The 23,871-nt window shown below is 33.4% G+C and carries 19 protein-coding genes; 7 read left to right on the top strand and 12 right to left on the bottom strand.

Annotation, left to right across the window (positions count from 1 at the left end; genetic code table 11):
* The first annotated feature begins 29 nt into the window (after positions 1 to 29).
* Positions 30 to 713 (top strand): DUF421 domain-containing protein, encoded by a 684-nt coding sequence (locus CRT24_RS10825; RefSeq protein WP_099371254.1) that lies wholly within the window; start codon positions 30 to 32, stop codon positions 711 to 713.
* Here CRT24_RS10825 and CRT24_RS10820 read toward each other — a convergent pair.
* The 6 genes from CRT24_RS10820 to CRT24_RS10795 all read right to left on the bottom strand — a co-directional run bounded on the left by CRT24_RS10820 (position 694) and on the right by CRT24_RS10795 (position 6,584).
* Positions 694 to 1,809, bottom strand: coding sequence for a PAS domain-containing sensor histidine kinase (locus CRT24_RS10820; RefSeq protein WP_099371253.1), 1,116 nt, complete (start codon positions 1,807 to 1,809; stop codon positions 694 to 696). The genes CRT24_RS10825 and CRT24_RS10820 overlap by 20 nt on opposite strands.
* A gap of 597 nt (positions 1,810 to 2,406) precedes the next feature.
* Positions 2,407 to 2,865, bottom strand: a complete 459-nt coding sequence (locus CRT24_RS10815) for a PA2169 family four-helix-bundle protein (RefSeq protein WP_099371252.1) — start codon at positions 2,863 to 2,865, stop codon at positions 2,407 to 2,409.
* 100 nt (positions 2,866 to 2,965) lie between these two features.
* Positions 2,966 to 3,997, bottom strand: a complete 1,032-nt coding sequence (locus CRT24_RS10810) for a DNA topoisomerase IB (protein WP_099371251.1) — start codon at positions 3,995 to 3,997, stop codon at positions 2,966 to 2,968.
* A complete protein-coding gene (locus tag CRT24_RS10805) occupies positions 3,997 to 4,206 on the bottom strand; it encodes a Rho termination factor N-terminal domain-containing protein (RefSeq protein ID WP_099371250.1) in 210 nt (69 codons plus the stop codon). The genes CRT24_RS10810 and CRT24_RS10805 overlap by 1 nt, the downstream gene beginning before the upstream one ends.
* 84 nt (positions 4,207 to 4,290) lie before the next feature.
* Positions 4,291 to 5,364: a hypothetical protein gene (locus CRT24_RS10800; protein WP_099371249.1), complete on the bottom strand. Its 1,074-nt coding sequence runs from the start codon at positions 5,362 to 5,364 to the stop codon at positions 4,291 to 4,293.
* Positions 5,365 to 5,381: 17 nt separating this feature from the next.
* Entirely contained in the window at positions 5,382 to 6,584 is a 1,203-nt protein-coding gene (locus CRT24_RS10795) for a glycosyltransferase family 4 protein (RefSeq protein WP_099371248.1), read from the bottom strand.
* 171 nt (positions 6,585 to 6,755) lie between these two features.
* On the opposite strand from CRT24_RS10795, the gene CRT24_RS10790 reads away from it, so the two are divergent.
* Complete coding sequence (locus tag CRT24_RS10790; RefSeq protein WP_099371247.1) at positions 6,756 to 8,231, top strand: glycoside hydrolase family 130 protein; 1,476 nt, start codon at positions 6,756 to 6,758, stop codon at positions 8,229 to 8,231.
* Position 8,232: 1 nt separating this feature from the next.
* Here the strand turns inward: CRT24_RS10790 and CRT24_RS10785 are convergent, their stop codons facing one another.
* From CRT24_RS10785 to CRT24_RS10770, 4 genes are all read right to left on the bottom strand, one after another.
* The gene (locus CRT24_RS10785) at positions 8,233 to 8,832 is read right to left on the bottom strand and encodes a hypothetical protein (protein ID WP_099371246.1); all 600 of its coding nucleotides are present in this window, start codon (positions 8,830 to 8,832) and stop codon (positions 8,233 to 8,235) included.
* Positions 8,833 to 8,913: 81 nt separating this feature from the next.
* Entirely contained in the window at positions 8,914 to 10,248 is a 1,335-nt protein-coding gene (locus CRT24_RS10780; RefSeq protein WP_099371453.1) for an efflux RND transporter periplasmic adaptor subunit, read from the bottom strand.
* Between the two features lies 1 nt (position 10,249).
* Complete coding sequence (locus CRT24_RS10775) at positions 10,250 to 14,602, bottom strand: CusA/CzcA family heavy metal efflux RND transporter (protein ID WP_099371245.1); 4,353 nt, start codon at positions 14,600 to 14,602, stop codon at positions 10,250 to 10,252.
* Between the two features lie 110 nt (positions 14,603 to 14,712).
* Positions 14,713 to 15,060, bottom strand: coding sequence for a hypothetical protein (locus CRT24_RS10770; protein WP_144034563.1), 348 nt, complete (start codon positions 15,058 to 15,060; stop codon positions 14,713 to 14,715).
* A 72-nt stretch (positions 15,061 to 15,132) separates the two neighbouring features.
* On the opposite strand from CRT24_RS10770, the gene CRT24_RS10765 reads away from it, so the two are divergent.
* Positions 15,133 to 15,921: a methyltransferase domain-containing protein gene (locus CRT24_RS10765; protein ID WP_099371243.1), complete on the top strand. Its 789-nt coding sequence runs from the start codon at positions 15,133 to 15,135 to the stop codon at positions 15,919 to 15,921.
* 34 nt (positions 15,922 to 15,955) lie between these two features.
* Here CRT24_RS10765 and CRT24_RS10760 read toward each other — a convergent pair whose 3' ends face one another.
* Positions 15,956 to 16,360 carry a response regulator gene (locus CRT24_RS10760; protein WP_099371242.1) on the bottom strand — a complete coding sequence of 135 codons (405 nt, stop codon included), beginning with the start codon at positions 16,358 to 16,360 and terminating at the stop codon, positions 15,956 to 15,958.
* A gap of 10 nt (positions 16,361 to 16,370) precedes the next feature.
* Positions 16,371 to 17,873, bottom strand: a complete 1,503-nt coding sequence (locus CRT24_RS10755; protein WP_099371241.1) for a PAS domain S-box protein — start codon at positions 17,871 to 17,873, stop codon at positions 16,371 to 16,373.
* A gap of 749 nt (positions 17,874 to 18,622) precedes the next feature.
* Between CRT24_RS10755 and CRT24_RS10750 the strand changes: the two genes are divergently transcribed.
* Genes CRT24_RS10750 through CRT24_RS10735 form a run of 4 tightly spaced genes read left to right on the top strand, consistent with a single transcriptional unit; the run spans position 18,623 to position 23,859 of the window.
* The gene (locus CRT24_RS10750; protein WP_099371240.1) at positions 18,623 to 19,435 is read left to right on the top strand and encodes a hypothetical protein; all 813 of its coding nucleotides are present in this window, start codon (positions 18,623 to 18,625) and stop codon (positions 19,433 to 19,435) included.
* A 3-nt stretch (positions 19,436 to 19,438) separates the two neighbouring features.
* Entirely contained in the window at positions 19,439 to 20,521 is a 1,083-nt protein-coding gene (locus tag CRT24_RS10745; RefSeq protein WP_099371239.1) for a ThiF family adenylyltransferase, read from the top strand.
* Between the two features lie 20 nt (positions 20,522 to 20,541).
* Positions 20,542 to 22,713 carry a 7TM diverse intracellular signaling domain-containing protein gene (locus tag CRT24_RS10740; protein ID WP_099371238.1) on the top strand — a complete coding sequence of 724 codons (2,172 nt, stop codon included), beginning with the start codon at positions 20,542 to 20,544 and terminating at the stop codon, positions 22,711 to 22,713.
* Between the two features lie 60 nt (positions 22,714 to 22,773).
* Complete coding sequence (locus CRT24_RS10735) at positions 22,774 to 23,859, top strand: hybrid sensor histidine kinase/response regulator (protein WP_099371237.1); 1,086 nt, start codon at positions 22,774 to 22,776, stop codon at positions 23,857 to 23,859.
* Positions 23,860 to 23,871 lie beyond the last annotated feature (12 nt).

The following is a 23,871-nucleotide window of genomic DNA, read 5'->3' as shown; positions in this document are numbered from 1 at the left end:
GTTCAACTAAATAATAAATAGAAATAGAAATGGACAAAAGTTTATATGAAATATTATTTGATGGTGCTAGTCCTAGTTTATTGACAGAAATAGTATTAAGAACCCTCATAATGTTTTTGTTAATATTGGCGATTCTCAGGATTTCTGGTAGAAGAGGGGTCAGGCAATTGACGTTATTTGAAGTTGCTATTATTTTAGGCCTTGGTTCAGCTGCAGGCGACCCTATGTTTCAAGATGATATTCCTATTTTCCATGCACTCTTGGTTTTCCTTACTGTAATTTTGTTGTATAAATTAATCACTTGGTTAGTAGCCAGATTTGATACCGTAAACAAATTATTAGAAGGTGAGCCTTTAGTGGTCGTTAGGGATGGTGAATTTGCTGTAACGGATAACAATACAAGTAGTTTCAATAAAATGGAGTTTTTTTCTGAATTGAGGAATGTCTCCATTGAACATTTAGGTCAAGTTAGAATGGCTGTTTTGGAAACAGACGGAACCATGAGTGTATTAAAATATAAAAATGAAGATGTAAAATATGGCCTGCCATTATTTCCTGATCTCTATAAAGAAATAGTCCCCACAGAAAATGATAAAGGACCATTTGCATGTATGTTTTGTGGAAAAATAATAGAGTTTTTACCTCATAATTTTGTTTGCCCAAAATGTAAGAAGGATAGGTGGACAATTGCTATTAATACTCCTTATCCATAGGTTTATAGTCCGGAAAATATATTTTCACTCTAGTTCCTTCGCCTAAATTACTTGCTATTTCAATTCGACCATCTAATCGATTTATTATTGATTTAACAATGTAAAGGCCTATACCATTTCCTTGATGATCCAATGTGTTGGATCCCCTTTGAAGATTTGAAAAGATTTTATCAATTTCATCTTTAGGAATTCCAATGCCATTATCTTCAATTGTATAAACTATTTCATCGTTTTGTTTTTCGCTGAATATGGTTAATGTTGGATTAATATTTACTGAGGAATATTTAATTGCATTTCCAATTATATTAGCAAATATTTGATATACTCCACTTCTCTCAGAATAAAGGGGTAGAAGTTCGCCAAAAATAACATTTACGTTATCAACTTTATTTATAAGTTTTGACTCTTTAATCCAAAAGTGGATTTTTTCATCCATATAAATAGTTTCTTTTGAAATTTTAAAAGTTTTGGCTTCACTAATTTGAGTTGTCTTATCAATAATTTGATTTAGGCTTAAAATTGCTTCATCAATAATTGTAAGCCAATTATTTCTTTCGATTTGATTCATTTGCGCATTTGCCTTAATAGTTTCGATCCCAATTTTTGCTATGGAGAGTGGATTTTTAGCATCATGAGCTAATGTATGAGTAATTAGTTCCAATTCATTATTTAGGGATAGATTCTGTTCATGAGTTTTTATGGTTTGAAGGGCAATATTCCTTTCTGTAACCTCAATTCCTGTATGAAGAATTGCATAAGTTTCATTGTTTTCATTTAGGAGTGCTTTGTACTCAAAATCAAAAAAACGTGTGTGATTCAGATCAGTATTTAAAATTCTTGCTGGGAAATTTGTCGCTTTATAAGTAATGCCTGTTCTCCAAACATTTTCAAGGATTTTTGAAAATCCCTGTTCTTTTAATATTGGAAAGGATTCTCCGAAAGGTTTTCCAATATAATTCTCATGGGTACCAAACACTTTCCTCATTTCATGATTGACAAAAGCGAACCGAATGTCAGGACCAACATAGATTGCTGTTGCTAAGGGTGAATGATAAAGTATATCTATTAAAAATTTAATATTTTCAGTCGTTGGCATAAATAGTTTGTGTGAGTTTAACCGGCGACTAAAAATAATAAATTCGATACAAAATGTGAATGAGTTTTAATCAAAGGTTGTTAATTTGGTTGTAGTAATAGTTAATAATTGCATGTTTCCGTTTTTTTTATTTTTCAATGATTATCAGAAGTTACTCAGATAAAAATGATATCCCCAAACGGAGAGTTTGGGGAATTTTTGGAAAATGAAGGTTTTATAAAAAACGATTACAGATTATAAATATTTTATTGTTTACCCAATGCAATTTGTAATTCAATGTTTTATAATTTTTCAATTCTATTCTTTGTTCTTTTTTTTAATTCTATTATTTCGAATTCCATAGACTGTAAATCCAATAACAACAATTATTACAATGAAAAAAAAGATATTGACTAAACTTGAATCCATTGCTCTATTACTTTAATAAATTTAATTTTAAATTATATATAAACCCATTGATTATCACAAATCCCGTATTTTTATCTTAAAATCCCGTATTTTTTTTTAAAAATACTTAAGTTTTGTGTTTGAAGAATCCAGGCAAAAGATATTTTGGTATACCTTTCACCTGGTATATGGAAATGGGCTATTTGAAGCTTATTGTAAATCCCTTAGCTCTTTGATTTTTTGATGAGCTTCCAATTGTTGGGAAAGTTGATTTTGAAGAATATCCACCAAGCTAGGATATTCATTCAAACTATCACTTAATATGTTTTTATAAGTTTCTTTGAATTCATCCTCACCTTTTTCACAACTTTCCAAGAGGGCAGTTGAGATTGATGGTGAGATAGCGGATTTAATATCCATCCAAATTCTGAATATTTTACCTGAGAATTTTGTTCCTTCTTCTGGTTCTTCAGCAGTTCGATTTACCAAAGGTTTTAATTCTGCAAGGAACCGCCTGGATTGTTCTATATACCCATTAAAAAGTACTTGCAATTCATTTAAATTTGCATCTTTTGCAATTTCAATTGCTTTCTCATACCCTTTAATTCTATCATTATTTATCTCTATTGCATCATTGACTAAATCAATTTGCTTCTCTGTATTTTCCATAACATTTTGTTTTTATGTTATTAGAACTAACGGAAATATGAATTAGTTGAATAAAAATGATAATTAAGTATTATTTCGTATGAAATCAGTAGAAATACATCTATCCCTCAGTAATAATTTTCAATAATTTTTTATGGATTCTGTTTTTTGGAGCGGAATTTTTTGCTGTATTATGAATCCAAGTATTGAGGTTCCCGTTAATATATTCAGATATTATTTTGGGTAAAATATAATTTTTTCTAGCCACAGCTACGGTATTTCCTAGGTCATGGGCAACCTTTTCAACTAATTTTTTGGATATTTTCTCTCTTTCTTTCTCAGATTCGACCTTTCCCTGTTTTATTAAGAATTCCAAGCTTAAATAACAAGCATTCCAAGTTCTGAAAGTCTTGCAGGTTATATCATTTTTAAAATATTTTTGTAAAAATGAATTGAGTTGAGAGGCATCAAGTTTATGGATTTTATTTTCAGCGTCATAATATTTGAAGAGTCTTTTTCCAGGTATTGATTTCAATTGTTCTAGGTACTTGGATAGATTTTTCTTCTTGAGTTCTTTTAACTGTTCAACTCCTTTTTTGCCTTTATATCTGAAAGAAATTGAACTTTGATCTAGGATGAGGTGTTTTTTTTCTAGAGTGGTAAGTCCATAAGATCCATTTTGTTTTTGATAAAAACTATTTTCCGGCCGCATGGAAGTTAGATCAATAATTTTAAGTGCTAAAGCGCAGACTTTTTGAAGATCAAATTTATCTCTTTTGATTTCCCTATTAATCTTATTTCTTAGTTTGTGTAGGTCTTTTCCAAAAGGTAGCAAAGTGGAAAATTTATCAACATTTCTGACGTTAGTCCAGTTCTCATGATAGATATATTGCTTTCTTCCCTTAATGTCTACACCTGTAACTTGGATGTGCCCAGATGGGTAAGGGCAGATCCAAACATTTTTCCAGTTAGGAGGAATAACAAGAGATTTTATGCGCTCAATAATTTTAGGGTCTGATATTTTCTTGTTGTGCTGATCAATATAGGAAAACCCTTTACCTTTTTTTAATCTCGAAAAACCAGCTATGGTACTGTCAACATATTTAATACCTTTAATTTTTCGTGAAGAATCAGGGGTAAAGGGTTTTGCCATTATTTTAAATGATTTCTAATGGATAAGATTAATTGATCCTTTCTCATTTTATGCCTTCCTTTGATGCCTGCACTGTGAGCTTCAGCTAGTAATTCTGTTTTTGTTTTATTTGCAAGCATATCTACTGGATGTTCTTTTCTTTTTTTTGAGCTTGATTGAATTTCATCGTTCTTATCCATTGGGAAATTTGGTTTATCTTCATTTTTCATAGAAATCTCCTTTTGTTTATATTATTAACACGTTGATAATTAAAAAAGTTCGGTTAATCTCAATATAGATTTTAAAAAAGAATATTATTTACAATATGATTTTGCATGTAAATATGACATCCAAAAAGCAATGTTACTTTCTGCGCCCATATTTTTATTGACACCATAAGGTTCAAGTCCATCAAAGCAAGCCATATTTTCTAAATCAAATAATGATTCGTTATGATCATTGACTCCAAGGAACCATGCGAAGGAAAGCCTTATTTTTTCAGAAGCATTTACATCAATATTAAGTTTTGACAATTCCTTATACCAAAGTATGATACTAGCAACTTCAATAGGCTGTTGTCCCTGAGTATTGTTTTTGTTTTCTTTTGTAAGCCAGCCATTATTTCCAATCAATGATAAATGACCATTTCTGAAAAGAATATGATCTAGGAAAATTGAGCTTTTTAGGCCGATTTCTTTTACTTCATCATTATTTAGAAAGTTCCCAGCTTTGAGTATACTTAATGGGATAATTGCATTGTCATAAGATAATATTCCTTCATACCACGGCCAATTATCCGAAGATGCAGATTCAAATTCCTTGACCAAAAATTCTACTAAAACAGACAACTGCTCCAATTGTGATTTTTGATTCGGATATTTTTCTAGGAAATATAATATTCCAAGTATACTATATGCTACTGCACGAATTGACTTAAAGGTTACGACATGATTAATTATTCTATCGAAGGTTTCTTTTGCAATTGGGTGATATTTTAAGAAAGGTTTGTGTGCTATTAGATAACCTAAAGTCCATATTGTTCGACCCATAGAATCTTCTGAACCTATGGACTCTAAAAACTTTAAATCATAGGACATAAAATTCCTGAACCACCCGTTTTCTTCCTGAGAATAATAGATATAAGATAGATATGTTTTGATCAATCCATTCTCTATGGGTTTATTTTCCTCTACTGAAAACATTAGCAATAACAATAATGCTCTTGAATTATCGTCGAGACAATATCCATGATGATAGTCTGGGATATTGAATTTTGCGTGTTGGTAAATTCCAGTTTCGCTTGTGAAACCTTTTATGTATCCTAAATTGATCTGTGGTACATCTTCAAAAAAATGCTTTACAATTTTATTATAGTCTGTTAAATCCAATCTTATTTCTTTTTATATTATGATGAAATTAAATTGTTTGATTTTCCAGGGTTCAAGAATTTAATATTCATATTCAAGCTTTTAAAATCCTGAATTTTATTTTTAGGTTGGATAATCTTTGAAATTAGCTTTAAATGAGATTTTCCAACGTTTTGCCAAGACATTGATTTACCAAATTCTTCAGCATTATTCATGTATTTTCTCATGATTACTGGATTTTCTAATAATTCATTAATAATATTGGCTAGTCCATCCGAATCGTTAAAATCAAATAATCTTCCTCTATCATTAGCTAGTAGATCCTTCGCATACCAATATGGAGTTGAAAGTACAGCTGCACCGGCGCCTAATGCAAATGAAAGTGTACCACTACTCATCTGATTGATATTTGGATATGGGGTTACATAAATATCACAAGCTTTAAGATAAATCTGAAGCAATTCATCGCTTACAAAATGATCTACGAAAAAGACTTTCCCAGATAGCTTAAGTTCAGCAGCTGCATGAATTAAACTATTTTTATAAGTATCGCCTTCTTCTTTTAAAACATTCGGGTGGGTTGCACCAACTATAATGTATACAAATTCTTCATCCCTAATTTTTGAACAAGCTTTGATAGCCACTTCATAACCTTTGCTTCGTCCCAATAAACCAAATGAAAGCATGACTTTCTTTCCTTCCAACCCTAATCTGGCTTTTGCATTTTCACGGCTGATTTTAAAATTTGGAACACCATGAGGAATTAATTCTAATTTATCAGAATCTATTTTATATACTTTTTTAAGCATCTCAATTCCACGTTGTGTCATCACTGTAATTTTATCACTCAATGCGGAAAGTTTTTGAATAACATCTAATTCATCTTTGCTTGGTTCTTGTAGGATAGTATGAAGATTTGTAATCAAAGGGATATTCATCCTTAAAACTAGGTCGAGGATAAAGTTTCCAGCGTCACCGCCAAAAATTCCAAATTCATGCTGTAGGATACAACAATCATAATTCTGTTTATTGATCCAATCAGCGGCTTTTAAATAATCTGATTTATCATTCCTGTTGATTGTATTGACAACCTCTGGAGGGTATGTGGATTCTGTACCATCAGAAATGGCGATGATTTCGACCTCATTGGTAATGTCTTCAATAGATTGAAATAAATCGTGTGTGAATGTAGCTATGCCGCATTTTCGAGGCATATAAGTTCCGATGATTAAAATTTTCATAGATATCCTTTTGCAATATGTTAGTACAAAAATCTTGTAGTACCTTATGAACAAAGCTTTATTCTAAATTGTTCGACGCTCATCGACAAATAAATTAAATATGACAAAGAATAAACAAGAATGCCTTTTATACGTTTTATAATTTGACATGTCTGTCAAAACATCGTTTTTATGGGAATTACAGTTAACAGAAAGAATATATTATTTAAGCCAAAATTGGATAGAGTTCTGGCTCGGAGATTCAATTTGTCGCCTGAGAGATCGAAAAGGATCATTCAAAGAGTACTGGCTTTGTCGGATGAACAGAAAAATAGTTTAATTACTCAGATATTGAGGAATTATGCCCGCAGGCACCGTAGCGTGTTAAATGTATTAGAAAGAAACTTTAAGTTCAAAGAACAAGAATTAAAAGATCTTAAAATAGATTCAAAAAAACTGAGTGATGTGGAGAAATTGTTAATCGGGTCCTTTTTTACAATGGAATATTCAATTGAAGCCGCAGCCTATTTTAATCCATCGATCGTAATTTCTCCTGACCAATCGCAAACACATGAGGGTGAAAAAAGAGTAATATTAAGCTTTAGGGCAGTAGGAGAAGGGCACCTGTCGTCAATTGTATTCCGATCAGGAATCATTGATAAAAATTTAAACATTGAATTAGATGAGGTAGGAATATTATTGGATAAACCTAAACATGTAAAAAACTATCGATATAAAAAGGATGACTTTATGGAGAAGTTATTGCAGCTTCATAATCCAGAAAAGAAAATCCTAAAAATTGTAGAAGATAAAATAGCGGATACTTTTATTTATGATGAGCTCGTCCGGTTTATAAAAGAAATTGAAGAGGAGAATGAGTTAAGTCACGACAGTCAGATATTGATGCAACAAATGCTTTGGTTGGCATCTTCTCATTATGAAATTGCTTATTCCTTAGACACCTCTATTTCGGAACGCGTCATATTTCCTATCAGTGATACAGAGAAGAATGGAATAGAAGATGCTCGATTTGTGGCATATAAAGACAGCAAAGGTAGAATAACATATTATGCAACTTATACAGCCTATGATGGGCACTCAATTTTACCCAAGCTTCTTTCAACTAAAGATTTTTTACACTTTAAAATTCAACCTATAAATGGGAAAATTGCCAACAAAGGTGCAGCATTATTTCCAAGAAAAGTAAATGGTAAATATGCCATGCTGTGTAGAGTTGATGGCGAAAACAGTTATGTTTCATTTTCAGATTCATTAACGAATTGGCACGAAGAAATTCATTTGGTTGCAGAACCGGAATTTCCATGGGAATTTATTCAGGTTGGAAACTGTGGATCACCGCTGGAAACAGAAAAGGGATGGCTGGTTATTACTCATTCTGTTGGTCCTATGCGTGAATATGTAATAGGAGCGATGTTGTTGGATTTAAAAGATCCCACCAAGGTATTGGGTAAACTTACCGAACCCCTGTTGTTTGCAAACGAAGAAGAAAGAAATGGTTATGTCCCTAATGTACTATACTCATGTGGTCAAATCATTCATAATAACCATTTGATTTTACCATATGCATATTCAGACCATGAATCTACTTATGCAACAATCAGTATTGATGAATTATTAGATACTTTATTGGGAAATGGAGACCATTAATTTAGGTTTTTAAAATACCTTTAATTAAAGCTTTCCATTGTGGAAAAGATGCCCCCATTTTGGCACCAAGTGCTACAAATAGGTTTCTTAATCTATCCATAAAGGAATCTAATTGAAGGTTCATCATTTCATTTCGACCATAATAATTTGCTTCTACAGTTTTACCATCTCTTTTGACTTGGAAAGTGGAGCTTGCCATATTTTTGAAGAAATGTTTGGTTTCATGATCGTCTTCTGCATTTGGTTTTGAACTAGGACGTACGGTTATGGTTATGAGGTCGTGTCCTGAATCTGAAGATTCACTAATCTGTTCTAATTGAACATAGTCATAACCTCCTGTACTTTTTAAACCTGGTCCTGGAATATCAATTTTTATATAGTCACCTTCTTGGGGTTCTTCATTACTATGTTTACCAAAGACATCAAGATGTTCAAATGTTGAAGCTGGTAATTCAGCTATTTCATACCAATTGTTGATGTTAATTAAACGACCTTTTGCCTCCAAGAAAAAGTTTTTAGCAAGGATTTCGTTTTCAAATTCTACTGAATCCTCAATATCCATTTTTTTGCCGTTATGTTGGGCTGGTATGTTGTGTTCCATAATGTGCTTTTTGATAGAACAATTAATGGACTGGAATGGTTGAAAAAATGTCCTCAATTTTGAGGACATTTTTTGATTTAATTAATGACTGTGCCCGACCGTCCCGCTCATCTTGGCATTGATAAAGAAAGCGTTTTTTATAACGATTCTGGTGTTAGAAGGGATTTCAATAACTGGATTTATTGCCGTATATCCTAAGTGTGAAACACCTTTTATGACTTCAAATTTTTCAAAATTGATATTTTTAGAACCAGCTGGACTATCGTGTTCATGTTCCTGTTCTTCGCCATCTTTATGCTCATGATCACCAGGTTCTTGTTGCTGTTGTGTATCATCGGAACCGTGATTATGATTTTCATGTTTCTCAGCAGGTTGTTTAGTAGTTTCTATGAAAATATAATTCTTGCCATCAGCTTCAACAATTGCGGTATTTGGAACAGCAGAAGTAGTAACATTGTCAACACTAATTGAGCCTGAAGTATTCATGCCATCTATAAGACCCGTTTTATCTCCTACAACTAAACTATGTATAGCAATAGTTTTACTTTCATTCTCAAAGGATGCTCCGATTCTGGATATTTTAGCCGTAAATACTTTTGTTGGATTATTTGTTGTCGTAAAATTTATTTCCTGGCCGAGTTTTAATTTTGGCAAATCTCTTTCAAAAACTTGAAGGTCTAAATGAATCATACTATTGTCCACGACCTCCACAATTGGCGACGATACATCCACATAAGACCCTAATTTTGCATACACATTAGAAACTACTCCATTGATAGGGCTTGTTATTGTAAGTGCAGATCTTAAGGTTGAACTAGTGATACTATTTGGGTTTATTCCCAACAACTGAAGTTGTTTCGCTGTTGCTGCTTTTCTCGTTCTTAAAACATTTAAATTGCTTGCTGCGTTTTGCAAGTTTCTCTTTACGCCTGCATTTCCAGCATTTAATTCTTGTTGCCTTTGCAGTTCTTGTTCAGCAGCTACAATTTCATTGTTTGCATTTAAGTAATCTTCTTGAATTTGAATGAATTGCGGATTAATAATCGTTGCAATTGCTTGACCTTTTCTTACATGATCCCCCAATTGAACATTTAATTTTTGAATCACACCACCATAAAGAGGAGTAACATTTGACCTATTGTTATTTGGAACATTTAACACGCCATTTGCTGTAATATTTGCAGTCAAATTTTTCTGCTCAATATGGCCAAATTCAATTCCAACTTCATTAATCTGTTCTTGTGTCAGCGAAGTTATAGTTATTTTCTCGGTAGGACCTGAAGGATGTTCATGTTCATGATTTTCAGGATGTTCTTCAGTTTGCTCATTAGTTTTTTTATCGGAATTGCAAGCCGATAAAGAAAGGATAAGACCAAATCCGAAGAGCAATAATTTATTGTTATATATTGAGCACATATTATTGATTGATAAGAGAATTAATAGAAATGACTGATTCATTTACGCTTTGAATACTGCGTAAGTAATTCAAGTAAATATCTGTTGTCGTTTGAAGTGCAAAGAGGTATTCCACATAGGAGATGTCTCCTGCAGAATAACCTAATTTCGCTGCATTGATGATTTCATTGGCATTTGGCAGTGCATTTTCTTTGAAATAATTAAATTGAGCAATATTTTGCTCATACTGGTTCATTAAGTTTTGATAAACATTCTGTAATTGTTGTTTTTTCCAATCTGCGGCCATCTCTGAGGCTTGTTTTTCAAAATCCAAGGATCTTAATTTAGCTTTTGTAGAACCATAAGTCAAAGGAATTGCAATTCCAACATCAAAAGAGCTAAATCGTTGCCCTCGGCCATAATATTTTTCGATACCATTACGCTCATGCATACCCATTAAGGAAGCATTCGTGTATCCTATGTTGAATTCAGGTAGTCCAGACGATTTTTCTACTTTTTTGCTAGCTTCAGCAATTCTAGCTTGTTGATAGAGAGCTTGTATTTGAGGATGATTATTGATTTTACTGGAATCTATAATCTCTGAGATTTTTATTGGCTCAAAGACCTCAGGAGTTTCAATATTAAAATCATACTGAACCTGCATTAAAGTTTTTAAATTATTGTATGCATTTTTCTTGAATATTTCATTCTGCCTCAATAATAAATTTATTTCTCCTCTTTTTGCTTCTGCTGTATTGATGTCTACATTTTTTGTATCTCCAGCATTGTACCGAACTTCAGCAATCCTTAAGAAATCCCTATAAATACTGTCCAATGCCTTTAACTCTTTTTCATTATTTTCCAAATAGGCAATTTGATAAAAGAATGTTCTTACTTGCTGTTTCAATTCAATGATTCCAACGTCTTTAGCAATGCTTTTTTCTTTGATCTGTTCTTTTATTAATTCTCTTCTTGACTTAAATAAAGTTGGGAAAGGAATGTTTTGAGCAATTGAAATTGCATCATTTTGTTCAAATCCATCATTCTGACCATATTGGAAATTCAATTCTGTTTTTGGGAGTTCAGAAGCGGACTTCAATAAACTTTCTGTTGCTTGAATTTCAAGTTCGTTTGATTTTATCCCTTTATTATTCTCTAGAGTTATTTGTATAGCTTCATCGATTGATATTTTTTGTTGAGCATTTACTGATGAAAGGCCCATAAAAAATAAAGCGATGATAGATGCTGTGGTTTTCATGGTTCTACTCTTAAAGTTTAGTTTTGAGTTGAAAATGATATACAATAGTGGAAGGACAAATAATGTCAGAACAGTAGCTGTTGTTAAGCCACCGATTACAACAGTTGCCAAAGGTTTTTGAACTTCCGCACCAGCACTAGTGCTGATTGCCATTGGAAGAAACCCCAACGAAGCAACAGTAGCAGTCATTAAAACTGGACGCAGCCTAACTTCTGTACCTTCTTTAACTCTTTTAATAATGTCCGTTACTCCTTCTTTTTCTAATTGATTGAATTTACCTATCAATACAATTCCATTTAATACCGCTACACCGAATAAGGCAATGAAACCAACTCCGGCACTTATACTGAAAGGCATGTCGCGTATTAAAAGAGCAAATACACCACCAATGGCACTCATTGGAATTGCAGTAAAAATTAACAATGCCTGTTTGAAAGAATGGAATGTAAAGTATAGTAACAAGAATATCAGGAACAAAGAAATGGGAACTGCTATCATTAACCTGGCACTTGCCATTTGAAGGTTTTCAAATTGTCCTCCATAGGTGAAATAATATCCTGAAGGAAGTTTCACCTGTGCATTGAGTTTATTTTGAATCTCTTCCACTACGGACTGTACATCACGACCTGAAACATTGAATCCTACAACAATTCTTCTTTTTCCTTCTTCCCGACTAATCTGAGCAGGCCCAACGCTGAAATCTATCTGTGCCACCTGTGACAGAGGAATCTGCTGATGGTCCCTTGTAGGAATTAATAATTCACTAACATCATCAATGTTATTCCTATGCTCATCATGTAGCCGGACGACAAGATCGAACCTTCTTTCATTTTCATATACCAAACCCGAACTTTTACCAGCGAATGCGGTACTGACCATGTCATTTACATCTTGTATGGTTAAGCCATAATTTGCCATTCTGACGCGGTCATATTTTATATTGATTTGCGGAAGTCCTGTTACTTGTTCTACTTGCGGTGCGGTGGTACCTTGTACGGATTGAATTACAGAGTTTACTTGATTTGCATAAATCATTAAACTGTCCAGATTTTCTCCAAATATTTTGACGGCAACATCCTGTCGGATACCGGTCATCAATTCATTGAATCTCATTTGGATAGGCTGATTTTTCTCAAAGAATACACCCGGAATAACTTGAAGTTTTTCCATTATTGCATTTCCTAATTCTTCATACGACCTACCCGTTGTCCATTCTTCCTGAGGTTTTAATATTACCATCATGTCAGTAGCTTCTGGGGGCATAGGGTCTGTTGGAACTTCAGCAGAACCAATTTTTCCAACTACCATATTTACTTCTTCAAATTGTTTGATAATTCTGGATGCTTGCATTGAAGTTTCAATACTTTGGCTCAAAGATGTACCTGGAGGAAGTATACAATGAAATGCATAATCCCCTTCCTGAAGTTGAGGAATGAATTCACCGCCCATTCTACTAAAAATAAAGATGGTAAATAAGAAAATTGCTACAGCAATGGAAACAATAATATATTTAACGCGAATGGCCTTGTCCAACAATGGTGAATATATATCATGTAATTTTTCGATGAATTTATCACTGAATGTTTTCTTATCATGACCTTTTCTAGGCAAGAAAAGTGCGCACATCATTGGGATATAAGTCAATGAAAGGATAAGTGCTCCAAAGATTGCAAATCCCACTGTTTTAGCCATTGGAGTAAACATTTTCCCTTCAACACCAACAAGAGTTAAGATGGGGATATATACGATTAGAATGATTATTTCACCGAAAGCAGCCTGTGTTCTTATTTTTGAAGCCGAATCAAATACTTCTTGATCCATTTCTTTTTGACTCAATTTGTGTGTGGATTTCCGAAGGCCAAGGTGATGTAAGGTCGCTTCCACAACAATTACAGCACCATCAACGATCAATCCAAAATCTATTGCACCCAAGCTCATCAGGTTAGCACTCACACCAAATACATTCATCATACCCAGTGCAAATAGCAAGGATAGGGGAATGGCTGATGCAACGATGAGCCCCGCTCTAAGATTTCCTAAGAAAAGAACCAATACAAAAATAACAATTAAAGCACCTTCAATTAGATTCTTTTCAACTGTACTAATCGCTCTGTCAATAAGGTCCGTACGATCCAAATAGGGTTCGATGACAACATCTTTAGGCAATGTTTTTTGAATGGTAGGTAGTTTTTCCTTGATGCGGTTTACAACTTCATTGCTGTTTTCTCCCTTTAACATCATAACAACACCTCCTACAGCATCAACTTCACCATTGTACGTCAAAGCGCCATAACGAACAGCACTACCCAACCTGACATCTGCCACATCTTTGATAAATATTGGAACCAGACCATCGGTTTTAACAGGAATATTACCTACATCTTCTAAGGAAGTAACTAACCCAATTCCCCGAATGAAATAGGCATTTGGTTTTTTATCTATATAGGCTCCACCCGTATTTTGGTTGTTCTTTTCCAGAGCATCGAATATCTCGGGAACACTTACGCCCATTGCTCTTAATTGATCCGGATGAACAGCGACTTCATATTGTTTTAGTTGGCCCCCAAAACTATTCACTTCGGCGACACCAGGAGTGCCATAAAGTTGTCTGGCCACAATCCAATCTTGCATCTCCCGCAAATCCATGGAGCTGTATTTCTTCTCACTGCCTTTTTTGGGATGTATTATATATTGGTATACTTCGCCAAGGCCGGTACTTACAGGCGCCATTTCAGGGGTTCCGATTCCGTTAGGAATGTCCTCGGAAGCTTCACCTAATTTTTCGTTGATTAATTGACGAGCAAAATATATATCAACATTTTCTTTGAAAACTACGGTAATTACAGAAAGTCCAAATCTAGAAATAGAACGGATTTCTTCGATATCAGGTATATTAGCAATACTCTGTTCTATAGGAAAAGTAACCAACCGCTCAACTTCTTGACCCGCCAAAGTTGGTGTACTTGTAAAAATCTGCACCTGATTATTGGTAATATCAGGAACGGCATCTATCGGAAGCTTAGTTGCTGACCAAACTCCCCAAATGATTAGTACCAAGGTCATTATGCCTATAATGATCTTGTTCTTGATACTAAATTTTATAATATTATCTAGCACATGAAAGGAATTAAATTCAACATATAATAATGATTATTGAATAGGTGAAAATCCATATTCAATAAAAGGAATCATGAGCAATATGGTCATGAAATACGAAGTAGTTGAATTTATACCTGTGGCGGTTGCCAAATATTTTCTTGGTATTTGCTTACTAAAGGATAGAATTTTATAGGTAATTCATTAAATGAATATGCCTCAAATGGTTTTTCTAGCTTGAATAAATGGAAATCAGCTGCATTCAATGCTATTCCACAGCATGAACATGTGCAGAATGGAGTGCATGTGTCCTTACTACAATCATGGTTTTCATGTTCATGATCTTGTTTTTCTGAATGTTCGTGAGAGTGATTGGATGAGGTTTGAAAAGATTGTTTGTGGGAATGAGAATCTGCAAAATGATCACTGCAAGGTATAAACGTCAATACCAAGACATAAATCATTAATAGTGTGGACATAAATCTCATTATGACAAATATAGGAATTTTAGTCTATCTTGTAGGGAGTTTTGATTTAAACAAAATCTTTTTATGCAAAAATACGTAGATCGTTCGCAACAATCATCGGACAAAATCTTTGATAGTAGGACATTGCAGAATGATTTTAAGACTATTGTACCAATTATAAAACCTGGATTAAGAGTTCTTGATGTAGGCTGCGGCACCGGAGCAATCAGCAAAGATATAGCAGAGCTAATTGGAAACGAGGGAGTGGTCATAGGGATTGATAATACCTTAGATTTTATTGATAGCGGAAAGAAATCTTATTCAAGTTATAAAAATTTAGATCTACAACATGCTGATCTAATGAATTATGAGACTGAATTAAAATTTGATCTGATAGTCTCTGCAAGAACTTTTCAATGGCTATCAAACCCAACATTTGCAATTTCTAAATTGAAAAGTTTCTTAGCTGAAGGTGGAACACTTTCTATTCTAGATTATAATCATGAAGAAATAGTGTGGAAGCCCAATATTCCTTCAAGTATGCTGGATTTTTATGATAAATGGTTGAAGTGGCGGAAGAATTCTGGAATGAACAATAGAATGGCAGAGGATCTTCCATCATTGTTTGAACATGCAGGTTTGAAAAATATTGAAGTAAGAGAATCCAATGAATTTTATAGTTGTGAAAACTCCAATTTCAATGATAAAATAGGAATTTGGAAAAAAGTTGCTAGTTCAACTCAATTAGTAAAAGAAGGTTATGTTTCAGACTCACTTAGAAATAGAGCTATTCAGGACTACCAAAATTGGATTGAGACCGAAGCTGATTCAATGTTGATGGTTTTGAAGGAGGTTAGGGGGCAAAATTTGTGATGCTTTTTTCAAATTAATTCTCTTAATTGGATGTTTAAGAAATCCTATGAGTTGTTTTGTTTAGGGCACTAAATAATTCTTGATGGGAAATGGGCTTAGTTAAATATTCAATTGAATTAATTTGTTGTTTGCTGTTATTCAAGTCAGCTTTGCTTATAGAAGAAGTAATAATATACATTTTAACTTTTTCCTTGCCAAAGAGATTTTCTTCATTGATAGCTCTAATCAGTTCCCAACCATTCATTAAGGGCATATTGATGTCGATAAAAAGTACTTCTGGATAACTAATTTTATTGTTTTTATTTTCTCTAAAGAATTCCACAGCATTAAATCCGTCTGGGAAATTTTCAAATTCTAAATTAGCATCCGGATATTGTTCCAATAACTTTTGGAACAAAAATGTAAAAATAGGATCGTCATCTACCAACATTACTTTCATCTTCAATTTTTTAGTTGTTTAGGGGTAGGCTTATAGTAACTATATTTCCTTTATCCTCTTTACTATATATTTTATAAGAACCGCCGAAGTAGTGAATCTGTTGTTTTGCCATATGTAATTCCATTAATACCCTATCATCAATTTTTTCACTGTCTTTCAAGATTTGAGAAGCTATTTCAAAACAATGTTGAGAGTTGCAGTTGTTTTCAATCGAGATATAAAATGTCGATTCTTTTATCCAGCTTTTAATTACAATGTGAATCGGAAAACCATTCTTATAAGTTCCAATGGATTCGTTGATTAAATATTTGTAAATGCATAAAATATATTCAATCGGAAATGAGATGGTGTTCACAGAAATTTCACTTTGAATGTCCAAAATATTGGTTTCAATTTCATTTTTGAAATGTACCTTCAACTTATCTATCAGGACTGTTATATATGAAGTTTCTAAAAGAGACTTACTGGAATTTTGACCTTCTACAGTTTCGATTAATTTATCGAATAAATTTAAAAACTTTTTATTGCTGGTTTTTAAGATGTTTAAAAGTTGTTCTTTTTGACTTGGTTCAGTTTCGATAGACAATTGGTTTATTATCATTTCAATATTGCTAATCGGGGTTCTGAGGTTATGGGCCAATATTTGATTGAATGCTTCTAATTGATTTACCTTTACCTTGAGCTCATAATTGATTTTTTCCAACAACTCGTTTTGCAAGTTGAGTTTATTTTCATTGCTTTTAAAGAGCGAGAGGTCTTGAATTTGACAGATAAAATAAATTACTTTACCAGAGTTATCTCTAACTGAGGATATGTTTATTAAACACCATAGGATCTTATTCTCGTTTGCAATACATTGTGCTTCAATTATTGCATTTTCTCTGATTCCATTTTTTACATCATCAAACGCTGCTTGCACATTATCCGAATGGCTTTCATGTATGAATTCAGGGACTTTACGGGCTAACATCTCCTCAACATCACTATAGCCTAGAATTTTCTGAAGAGCGAGATTATACTCTATTACATTGAGAGATCGATCTAGTAGGAGCATACCAATGGATGAATTTTGGAATGCTCGATTGAATTTTTCTTCCTTTAACTGAATTTTGGACAATAGCTTCTGTTCCCGAGTAATATTGGTCACTACGGCAGTAAGTTTATCGTCTCTATTTCCGATGATTTTAGTTTGCAGCCTATATAACTGTTCTGGGTTTTCATAAAATGGAGATTTATATTTTATGACATAGCCTTTTTTCTTTTTGAATGATTTTTCTAAGATATAGCTGAAGGAAGTCGCTAATTCAGAGGGGAATATTTCATGAATAGTCTTATTTATAAAATGTTCCTTGTCATAAAACAATAGCTTGGGATCAGATGTCCAGCAATTCAAAATTACTCCATCCCGACTGACCTCAAAAATAATATCATCAATCGATTCTACTAAGGAATCAAAATCCTTGATCTTCTGTTTTAGCTGGATGATTTCATCAAGCTTCTGGAGCGTTTCCATAATATAATAATACTACCGCTTTATTAATCTTCTAGTGTGAAGGTGTTTGCGTGTGATAAATGTTTTATCTAGGTAATAAGTAAATCAAATATAAGTATAATTACCCAAAATGAGTTAATTACCTCAGTAAACTAACAAAATACCTAATATCGATACTTTATGGTTTAAATTCTATTAAATAAAATTAAAAAAAGTTGTAACTTGCTGCTATTAACCTAATAGCATTTTTGGATGTGACACATACTATTAATAAAACACAATTAAATAATCTAAATGATGGGTAATAGTTTCTTTATTAAGAGTTTATGATTTTATAAATCATATATTTTAATTAGGAATTGCCAGTAAGTAGATTGTAAAAACTTCATGTATAAATTAAAAAACACGAAGAAATCGAACTGCTAAAATGTTTCTGTGAAAAAAAATATTAAAAGTGGTTTAATTAAGTTAACTGAAATTTTGAAGTTGTTTTTTTTATCACAAAACAATAAATCCTAAAGTTGACTCTGTGTTAAATTATCGGAATTGATTTTATACATGATAACCAGGCCATACGTGTTAATTGTTGCCGTGCCGGACAATTAATATGAAAAGAATTAAGGTGATTTTTCAATTGATAAAAATTGGTGGAGATGAAACTAAATTATTACGTTTTTAACTAATAAGGTGGTGGTTCTTTTAAGTGGGGATTTGAAATATTAGTTTTAAACTAAATTTTAATTTATTTATTAAAATTAGCGACAAGAAAAGTGACTTTAATTTTAAAAAATGGAAGGCCAACAGTTAGGTTACGAGCATTTAGAGCGATAGATGATCCTGAAACTTGCTTACGATTTATAAAGGGACACGAACATGTTTTGACCTCGATAGGCGTCAAAAAGGTTACCTCTTCCAAAGATGAATGGATGTTCAATCCAGCGGCTTTTGTGTTAATTGTGGAATCAATGGACGGGTCGCATGTTTATGGCGGAGCCAGAATACATGTAGCTGGCGGAACACAAGCATTGCCAATTGAGGAAGCTACAGGGATGATGGATAGCAAGATATTTGATCTTGTATGGTCTTACGCTCAACAAGGGACAGGAGAAGGTTGTGGACTTTGGAATTCAAGAGAAATTGCAGGCTATGGAATAGGAAGTATTTTTCTCACTAGAGCAGCAATTGCAATTGCTCCTAGAATTGGACTTAAAACATTATTTGCCTTATGTGCCCCATATACCATCAACCTAACCAAGGCCGTAGGTTATAGGCAAGAAACAGGAGTGGGAAACAATGGCACCTTTTATTATCCTAAGTTAGATTTACTTGCAACAACCATGATTTTGGATGATGTAGAGAATTTACCAACAGCATCTGACGAAGATAAAGAAGCTATATTCTCCTTAAGAAAAATGGCTGAGGGCCCTCGAATTGAGGTGCTTAGGTCTAAAGAAATTGAAATAATTTATGATCTGACACTAAATAATCTCAAGGACTGGGACTTAAATGCAATCATAAATATGGCCAGTGGTCCACGGAAAGTGGATAATAATACCAATCCAAACGATATCCTAATTATATAACACATGGAAGCACATCGCCAAAATTCATATACCTTTAAGCCGATATTTTTTAATAAATCCAATGTCCATGATAATAATAAAATCCAAACCTTGAAGGATAGTGGGGAAATATTATTTGAGATTGATGAATATACAAGACAATTAAAAGACTTGTTTGTCAGCAGGTTTCCTAGTTTATCAACAAATGAAGAACAATTTCTAGATTTTTCTAGTTTATTAGCTGAAGGTAAATCAATGGAAGAGTTAGGGGAGTGGGTCTACTATCCATGGCGCAAAACATTAGTACACATCCTAAGCCGTGAACATTATATCGAAGTTCGAACAAATCGGAATAAGCAGAAAATAACTCAACAAGAACAGGAGTTGCTTTCTACTAAAACTGTTGGAGTCATTGGACTTTCAGTTGGGCAATCTGTCGCGCTATGTATTGCTATGGAAAGAATATGTGGAAAATTAAAACTCGCGGATTTTGATACAGTAGATTTGAGCAACCTCAACAGACTTCGTGCAGGTGTTCTTGATTTGGGAATGCCAAAGGTAGTTTTAGCCGCTCGAGAAATTGCCGAGATTGATCCTTATATAGATGTAGAAATTTATCCGGAAGGTATAAAATCAGAAAATTATAATGATTTCCTTGACGGTTCTGCAAAATTGGATTTGTTGATTGAGGTTTGTGATAACTTCGAAGTAAAGGTTGAAAGTAGATTGAAAGCTAGGGAGTATAAGATCCCCGTCATAATGGAAACAAATGATAGAGGTATGTTGGACGTGGAAAGATTTGATCTGGATTCTGAAATGAACATATTTCACGGTCTAGCAGGAAATCTTTCAATGGAGATGGTTAAAAATTTAGACCCTGCTTCAAAGATGGGGTTGTTAATGAAAATTGTTAGTGCAGATCATTTATCTGATCGGATGAAATCTTCCTTGCCAGAAATTGGTAAAACATTAAAATCTTGGCCTCAATTAGCATCTGAAGTTGTTTTGGGAGGAGCAGTGGTAGCTTGGGCCTCTCGGAAATTATTGCTCAATAAGGAGATTCCATCAGGCAGGTACTACATTGACCTGGAAAAAATTATAAGTTAAATAAATGGCCGTAAATTCAAATGTTTAGATATACACTTTTTCTCTTGATCATATTCCAATGCTTATTCACTAATAGTGGACTCGCATCAGTTGATAGTGTCGTTTATTTTAAAGGGAAAGATCTTCAAAATATTGGTAAGCATTTGTTTATCTTAAAAGATGGCGCTGGCATAAAAAATTTCAAAGATGTTCAGCAGCATCCAGAATGGTTTGTGCCCAGTAAATCTGAAGTTCCCAATTTGGGAAGCGTGCGGTCATCACAATGGATAAAATTCATCGTGGTCAATGATTCAGATGAGGATAAGGTAATAGTTAATCTTTCGCATCCAAATCTTGATGTTGTGAGGTTTTATTCTGTTGTTAATTCTGAGGTTGACAGTGTAAAGTATGCAGTTGGATCATCTTATGTAGATCGGGAATATAATCATCAGTTCTATTTATTTGATTTGAATCTCAAGAAAGGAGAGCAAGCGGAATGTTTCCTACAGATAAAAAATGAAACCCAAGTTATAGTTCCAATTTCAATTCATTCTCAAAAAGGATTATTTAAAACCTTACAGCAAGAGGATATTTTATCGGCAATATATATTGGCTTAATGCTATCTATGCTGCTGTACAATGCCTTTTTATATTTTTCAACAAAAGAGAAACATTATTTAAGCTATGTAAATTATATTTTTTGGGTTTTTGTTGCCCAGATGGCGGTCTTAGGATTATTTGAACGAGTTTTTCATATTAGAAGTGAATGGTTATCAAGTCGGATATTAACATTCTCAGGGGCAATGTCAGGGATTACAGCCATATTATTTGTAAAATCATTTCTCCATACCGCTGTAGATGCTAAAAACTTCAATAGATTGCTGAATGTCTTTTTGTTTTTTTATTTAATAGCTATCATTCTCTTAATCCTTGGATATATTCTTCCAGCGTATCGTATTGTCAATTTAGTAGCAGGTGGTGGAGCCGCTATTGTATTGCTTTTGGCATTTGAGCTCTCTAGAAAAAAATATAGTCAGACCAAATTTTTCTTGTTTGCGTGGTGTGTTTTTCTTATCAGTGTCTTGGTTTTTGTGTTGAAGGATTATGGTGTGCTGCCTACAAACGTTTTCACAACACGTTCTGTTCAAATAGGCTCTGTTATTGAAGCATTACTGCTGTCTTTTGCATTAGCTGACAAAATAAATACCTATCGAAAGGAAATGTTAGATCTTCAGGTGAGAGAGCTCGCAATTTCTCAAGAAAACGAAAAATTGATCCGGGAACAGAATGTAGTATTGGAGCAAAGAGTAAAGGAAAGAACCGAGGAACTCCAAGAATCTAATAAATCTTTAAGCTTAACTCTTGAGAATTTAAAAGACGCGCAAGCGCAGTTAGTGGAGTCTGAAAAAATGGCTTCCTTAGGACAACTGACAGCAGGTGTCGCTCATGAGATAAATAACCCAATCAATTTCGTAACCTCGAATGTCTCTCCTTTGCGTCGGGACGTGGGTATTCTATGGGATATTATAGATCAAATGGAAGCCATAGCATTAAATCCAGATATAGATATTTCTGAAAAGGAGCAAAGAATTCTGGCTCTTAAAAAACAACATGACGTAGGATACTTGAATTCAGAAATCAACTTTCTGCTAAAGGGTATTCAAGAAGGAGCGGAGCGTACTGCAGAAATTGTCAAAAGCTTACGAATTTTCTCGAGGATTGATGAAGATATTTTGAAAGAAGCAGACCTAAATGAAGGTTTAGATTCTACACTTGTTATTTTGAACAGCATGACGAAGGAAAGAATTGAAGTTGTGAAAAGGTATGAGGACATTCCTTTAGTAGAGAGTTACGCCGGTAAGGTGAATCAGGTATTTATGAATGTGCTTTCAAATGCAATCTATGCAGTGGAGAAAAAATTTAACGGAAATCCAGGGGGTGAATTGGTGATTGAAACTAAACTGAACGAAGACAAATCTAAAGTTAAAATTATAATAAATGATAATGGGGTGGGTATACCTGAGGAAATTAAAAATCGTATATTCGAACCTTTTTTTACTACCAAAGAAGTTGGAGAAGGCACTGGTCTAGGGATGTCAATTGCTTACAAAACTATTGATAGACATAATGGTAAGATTTTAGTCGAATCTGAAGTAGGAATAGGGACATCCTTCACCATTATTTTGCCGATCCGACAGCACATTAAAAACTAAAGGATAAGTTTTTAATACACACTAATAAAATTGGTTCACACTAACTAATAAGGTAATAGTATGGATAATAATATTGAGATTTTATACATCGATGATGAATACAACAATTTAGTTGGTTTTAAAGCTGCTCTTAGGATGCAGTATAATATTCATATTGCTAGCAATACAACTGATGCCGAGAATATATTGATGACAAATCCGAACATCCGGATAATATTTTGTGATCAAAAAATGCCAGGTGAAAATGGGATAGATTTCTTCAGCAGGATAAAGAAAGAGTACCCAAGACCAATAAGAATACTGATTACTGCTTATGCCGATATGGATACTGTTATTGATTCAATCAATAGAGGCCATATATTTAGGTTTATCAGAAAACCATGGGAAGAGGCAGAAGTTATTTCATGTATTGAGGAAGCCAATAAGTTTTTTGTAACCAATTCTCTTCTTGAGACCCGGAATATGGAACTTCAAAAAGCTTACGAAGAATTGGATAAGTTCGCCTATAGTGTAAGCCATGATTTAAGAGACCCATTGTCTGGAGTATTAGGAGCTATTCGAATCGCACTCGACTTTAAAAGTGTTGAACAGGTTCACGAAATCTTATTTTTAATGAAAGCTTCCATTGTTAAATTGGAAGATTACATCAATAGCTTAAGAGATTATTATTTACTGAGAAGAGGAGAGCTAAACTTGTCAAAAATAGATTTCAATCTATTATTTGAGGACATTCTCGATTTTTATAAAGTTTATACTCAAAATAGTGGAATTGACTTCAATATTAAGGTCGATCAAAGCAAAACTTTTATAAATGATAAATCAATCTTAGAATTGATCCTTCATAATTTGGTGTCAAATGCCATAAAATATCAGAAAATAGATTCTCACGACAAGCGAATAAACCTGTCTGTAGAAACTCACAATGGAGATGCTAGAATATTAGTTTCTGATAATGGAATTGGTATTCCAAAAGAAGCAATCCAAGATATTTTCAGACTGTTTTTCAGGGCTAGCGACCAAGCTGAGGGTATGGGATTTGGACTTTATAATGTAAAAACCGCGATTCAAAAGTTGAAAGGGAAAATAGAAGTAGAATCAGAAATAGATAATGGTTCAACATTTATAGTTACCATACCATCGAAATAAACAATAATTCAG

It is taken from the genome of Sphingobacterium sp. 1.A.5 (assembly GCF_002734235.1).
GTDB lineage: Bacteria > Bacteroidota > Bacteroidia > Sphingobacteriales > Sphingobacteriaceae > Sphingobacterium > Sphingobacterium daejeonense.
Note: the sequence above shows the minus strand (reverse complement) of the source record. Positions and strands in the feature narration are given on the sequence as shown.

Coding starts and splice junctions, on each gene's coding strand:
- CRT24_RS10825 (WP_099371254.1), top strand. CDS start 30: ATGGACAAAAGTTTATATGAAATATTATTTGATGGTGCTAGTCCTAGT.
- CRT24_RS10820 (WP_099371253.1), bottom strand. CDS start 1,809: ATGCCAACGACTGAAAATATTAAATTTTTAATAGATATACTTTATCAT.
- CRT24_RS10815 (WP_099371252.1), bottom strand. CDS start 2,865: ATGGAAAATACAGAGAAGCAAATTGATTTAGTCAATGATGCAATAGAG.
- CRT24_RS10810 (WP_099371251.1), bottom strand. CDS start 3,997: ATGGCAAAACCCTTTACCCCTGATTCTTCACGAAAAATTAAAGGTATT.
- CRT24_RS10805 (WP_099371250.1), bottom strand. CDS start 4,206: ATGAAAAATGAAGATAAACCAAATTTCCCAATGGATAAGAACGATGAA.
- CRT24_RS10795 (WP_099371248.1), bottom strand. CDS start 6,584: ATGAAAATTTTAATCATCGGAACTTATATGCCTCGAAAATGCGGCATA.
- CRT24_RS10790 (WP_099371247.1), top strand. CDS start 6,756: ATGGGAATTACAGTTAACAGAAAGAATATATTATTTAAGCCAAAATTG.
- CRT24_RS10785 (WP_099371246.1), bottom strand. CDS start 8,832: ATGGAACACAACATACCAGCCCAACATAACGGCAAAAAAATGGATATT.
- CRT24_RS10780 (WP_099371453.1), bottom strand. CDS start 10,248: ATGTGCTCAATATATAACAATAAATTATTGCTCTTCGGATTTGGTCTT.
- CRT24_RS10770 (WP_144034563.1), bottom strand. CDS start 15,060: ATGTCCACACTATTAATGATTTATGTCTTGGTATTGACGTTTATACCT.
- CRT24_RS10765 (WP_099371243.1), top strand. CDS start 15,133: ATGCAAAAATACGTAGATCGTTCGCAACAATCATCGGACAAAATCTTT.
- CRT24_RS10760 (WP_099371242.1), bottom strand. CDS start 16,360: ATGAAAGTAATGTTGGTAGATGACGATCCTATTTTTACATTTTTGTTC.
- CRT24_RS10755 (WP_099371241.1), bottom strand. CDS start 17,873: ATGGAAACGCTCCAGAAGCTTGATGAAATCATCCAGCTAAAACAGAAG.
- CRT24_RS10745 (WP_099371239.1), top strand. CDS start 19,439: ATGGAAGCACATCGCCAAAATTCATATACCTTTAAGCCGATATTTTTT.
- CRT24_RS10740 (WP_099371238.1), top strand. CDS start 20,542: ATGTTTAGATATACACTTTTTCTCTTGATCATATTCCAATGCTTATTC.
- CRT24_RS10735 (WP_099371237.1), top strand. CDS start 22,774: ATGGATAATAATATTGAGATTTTATACATCGATGATGAATACAACAAT.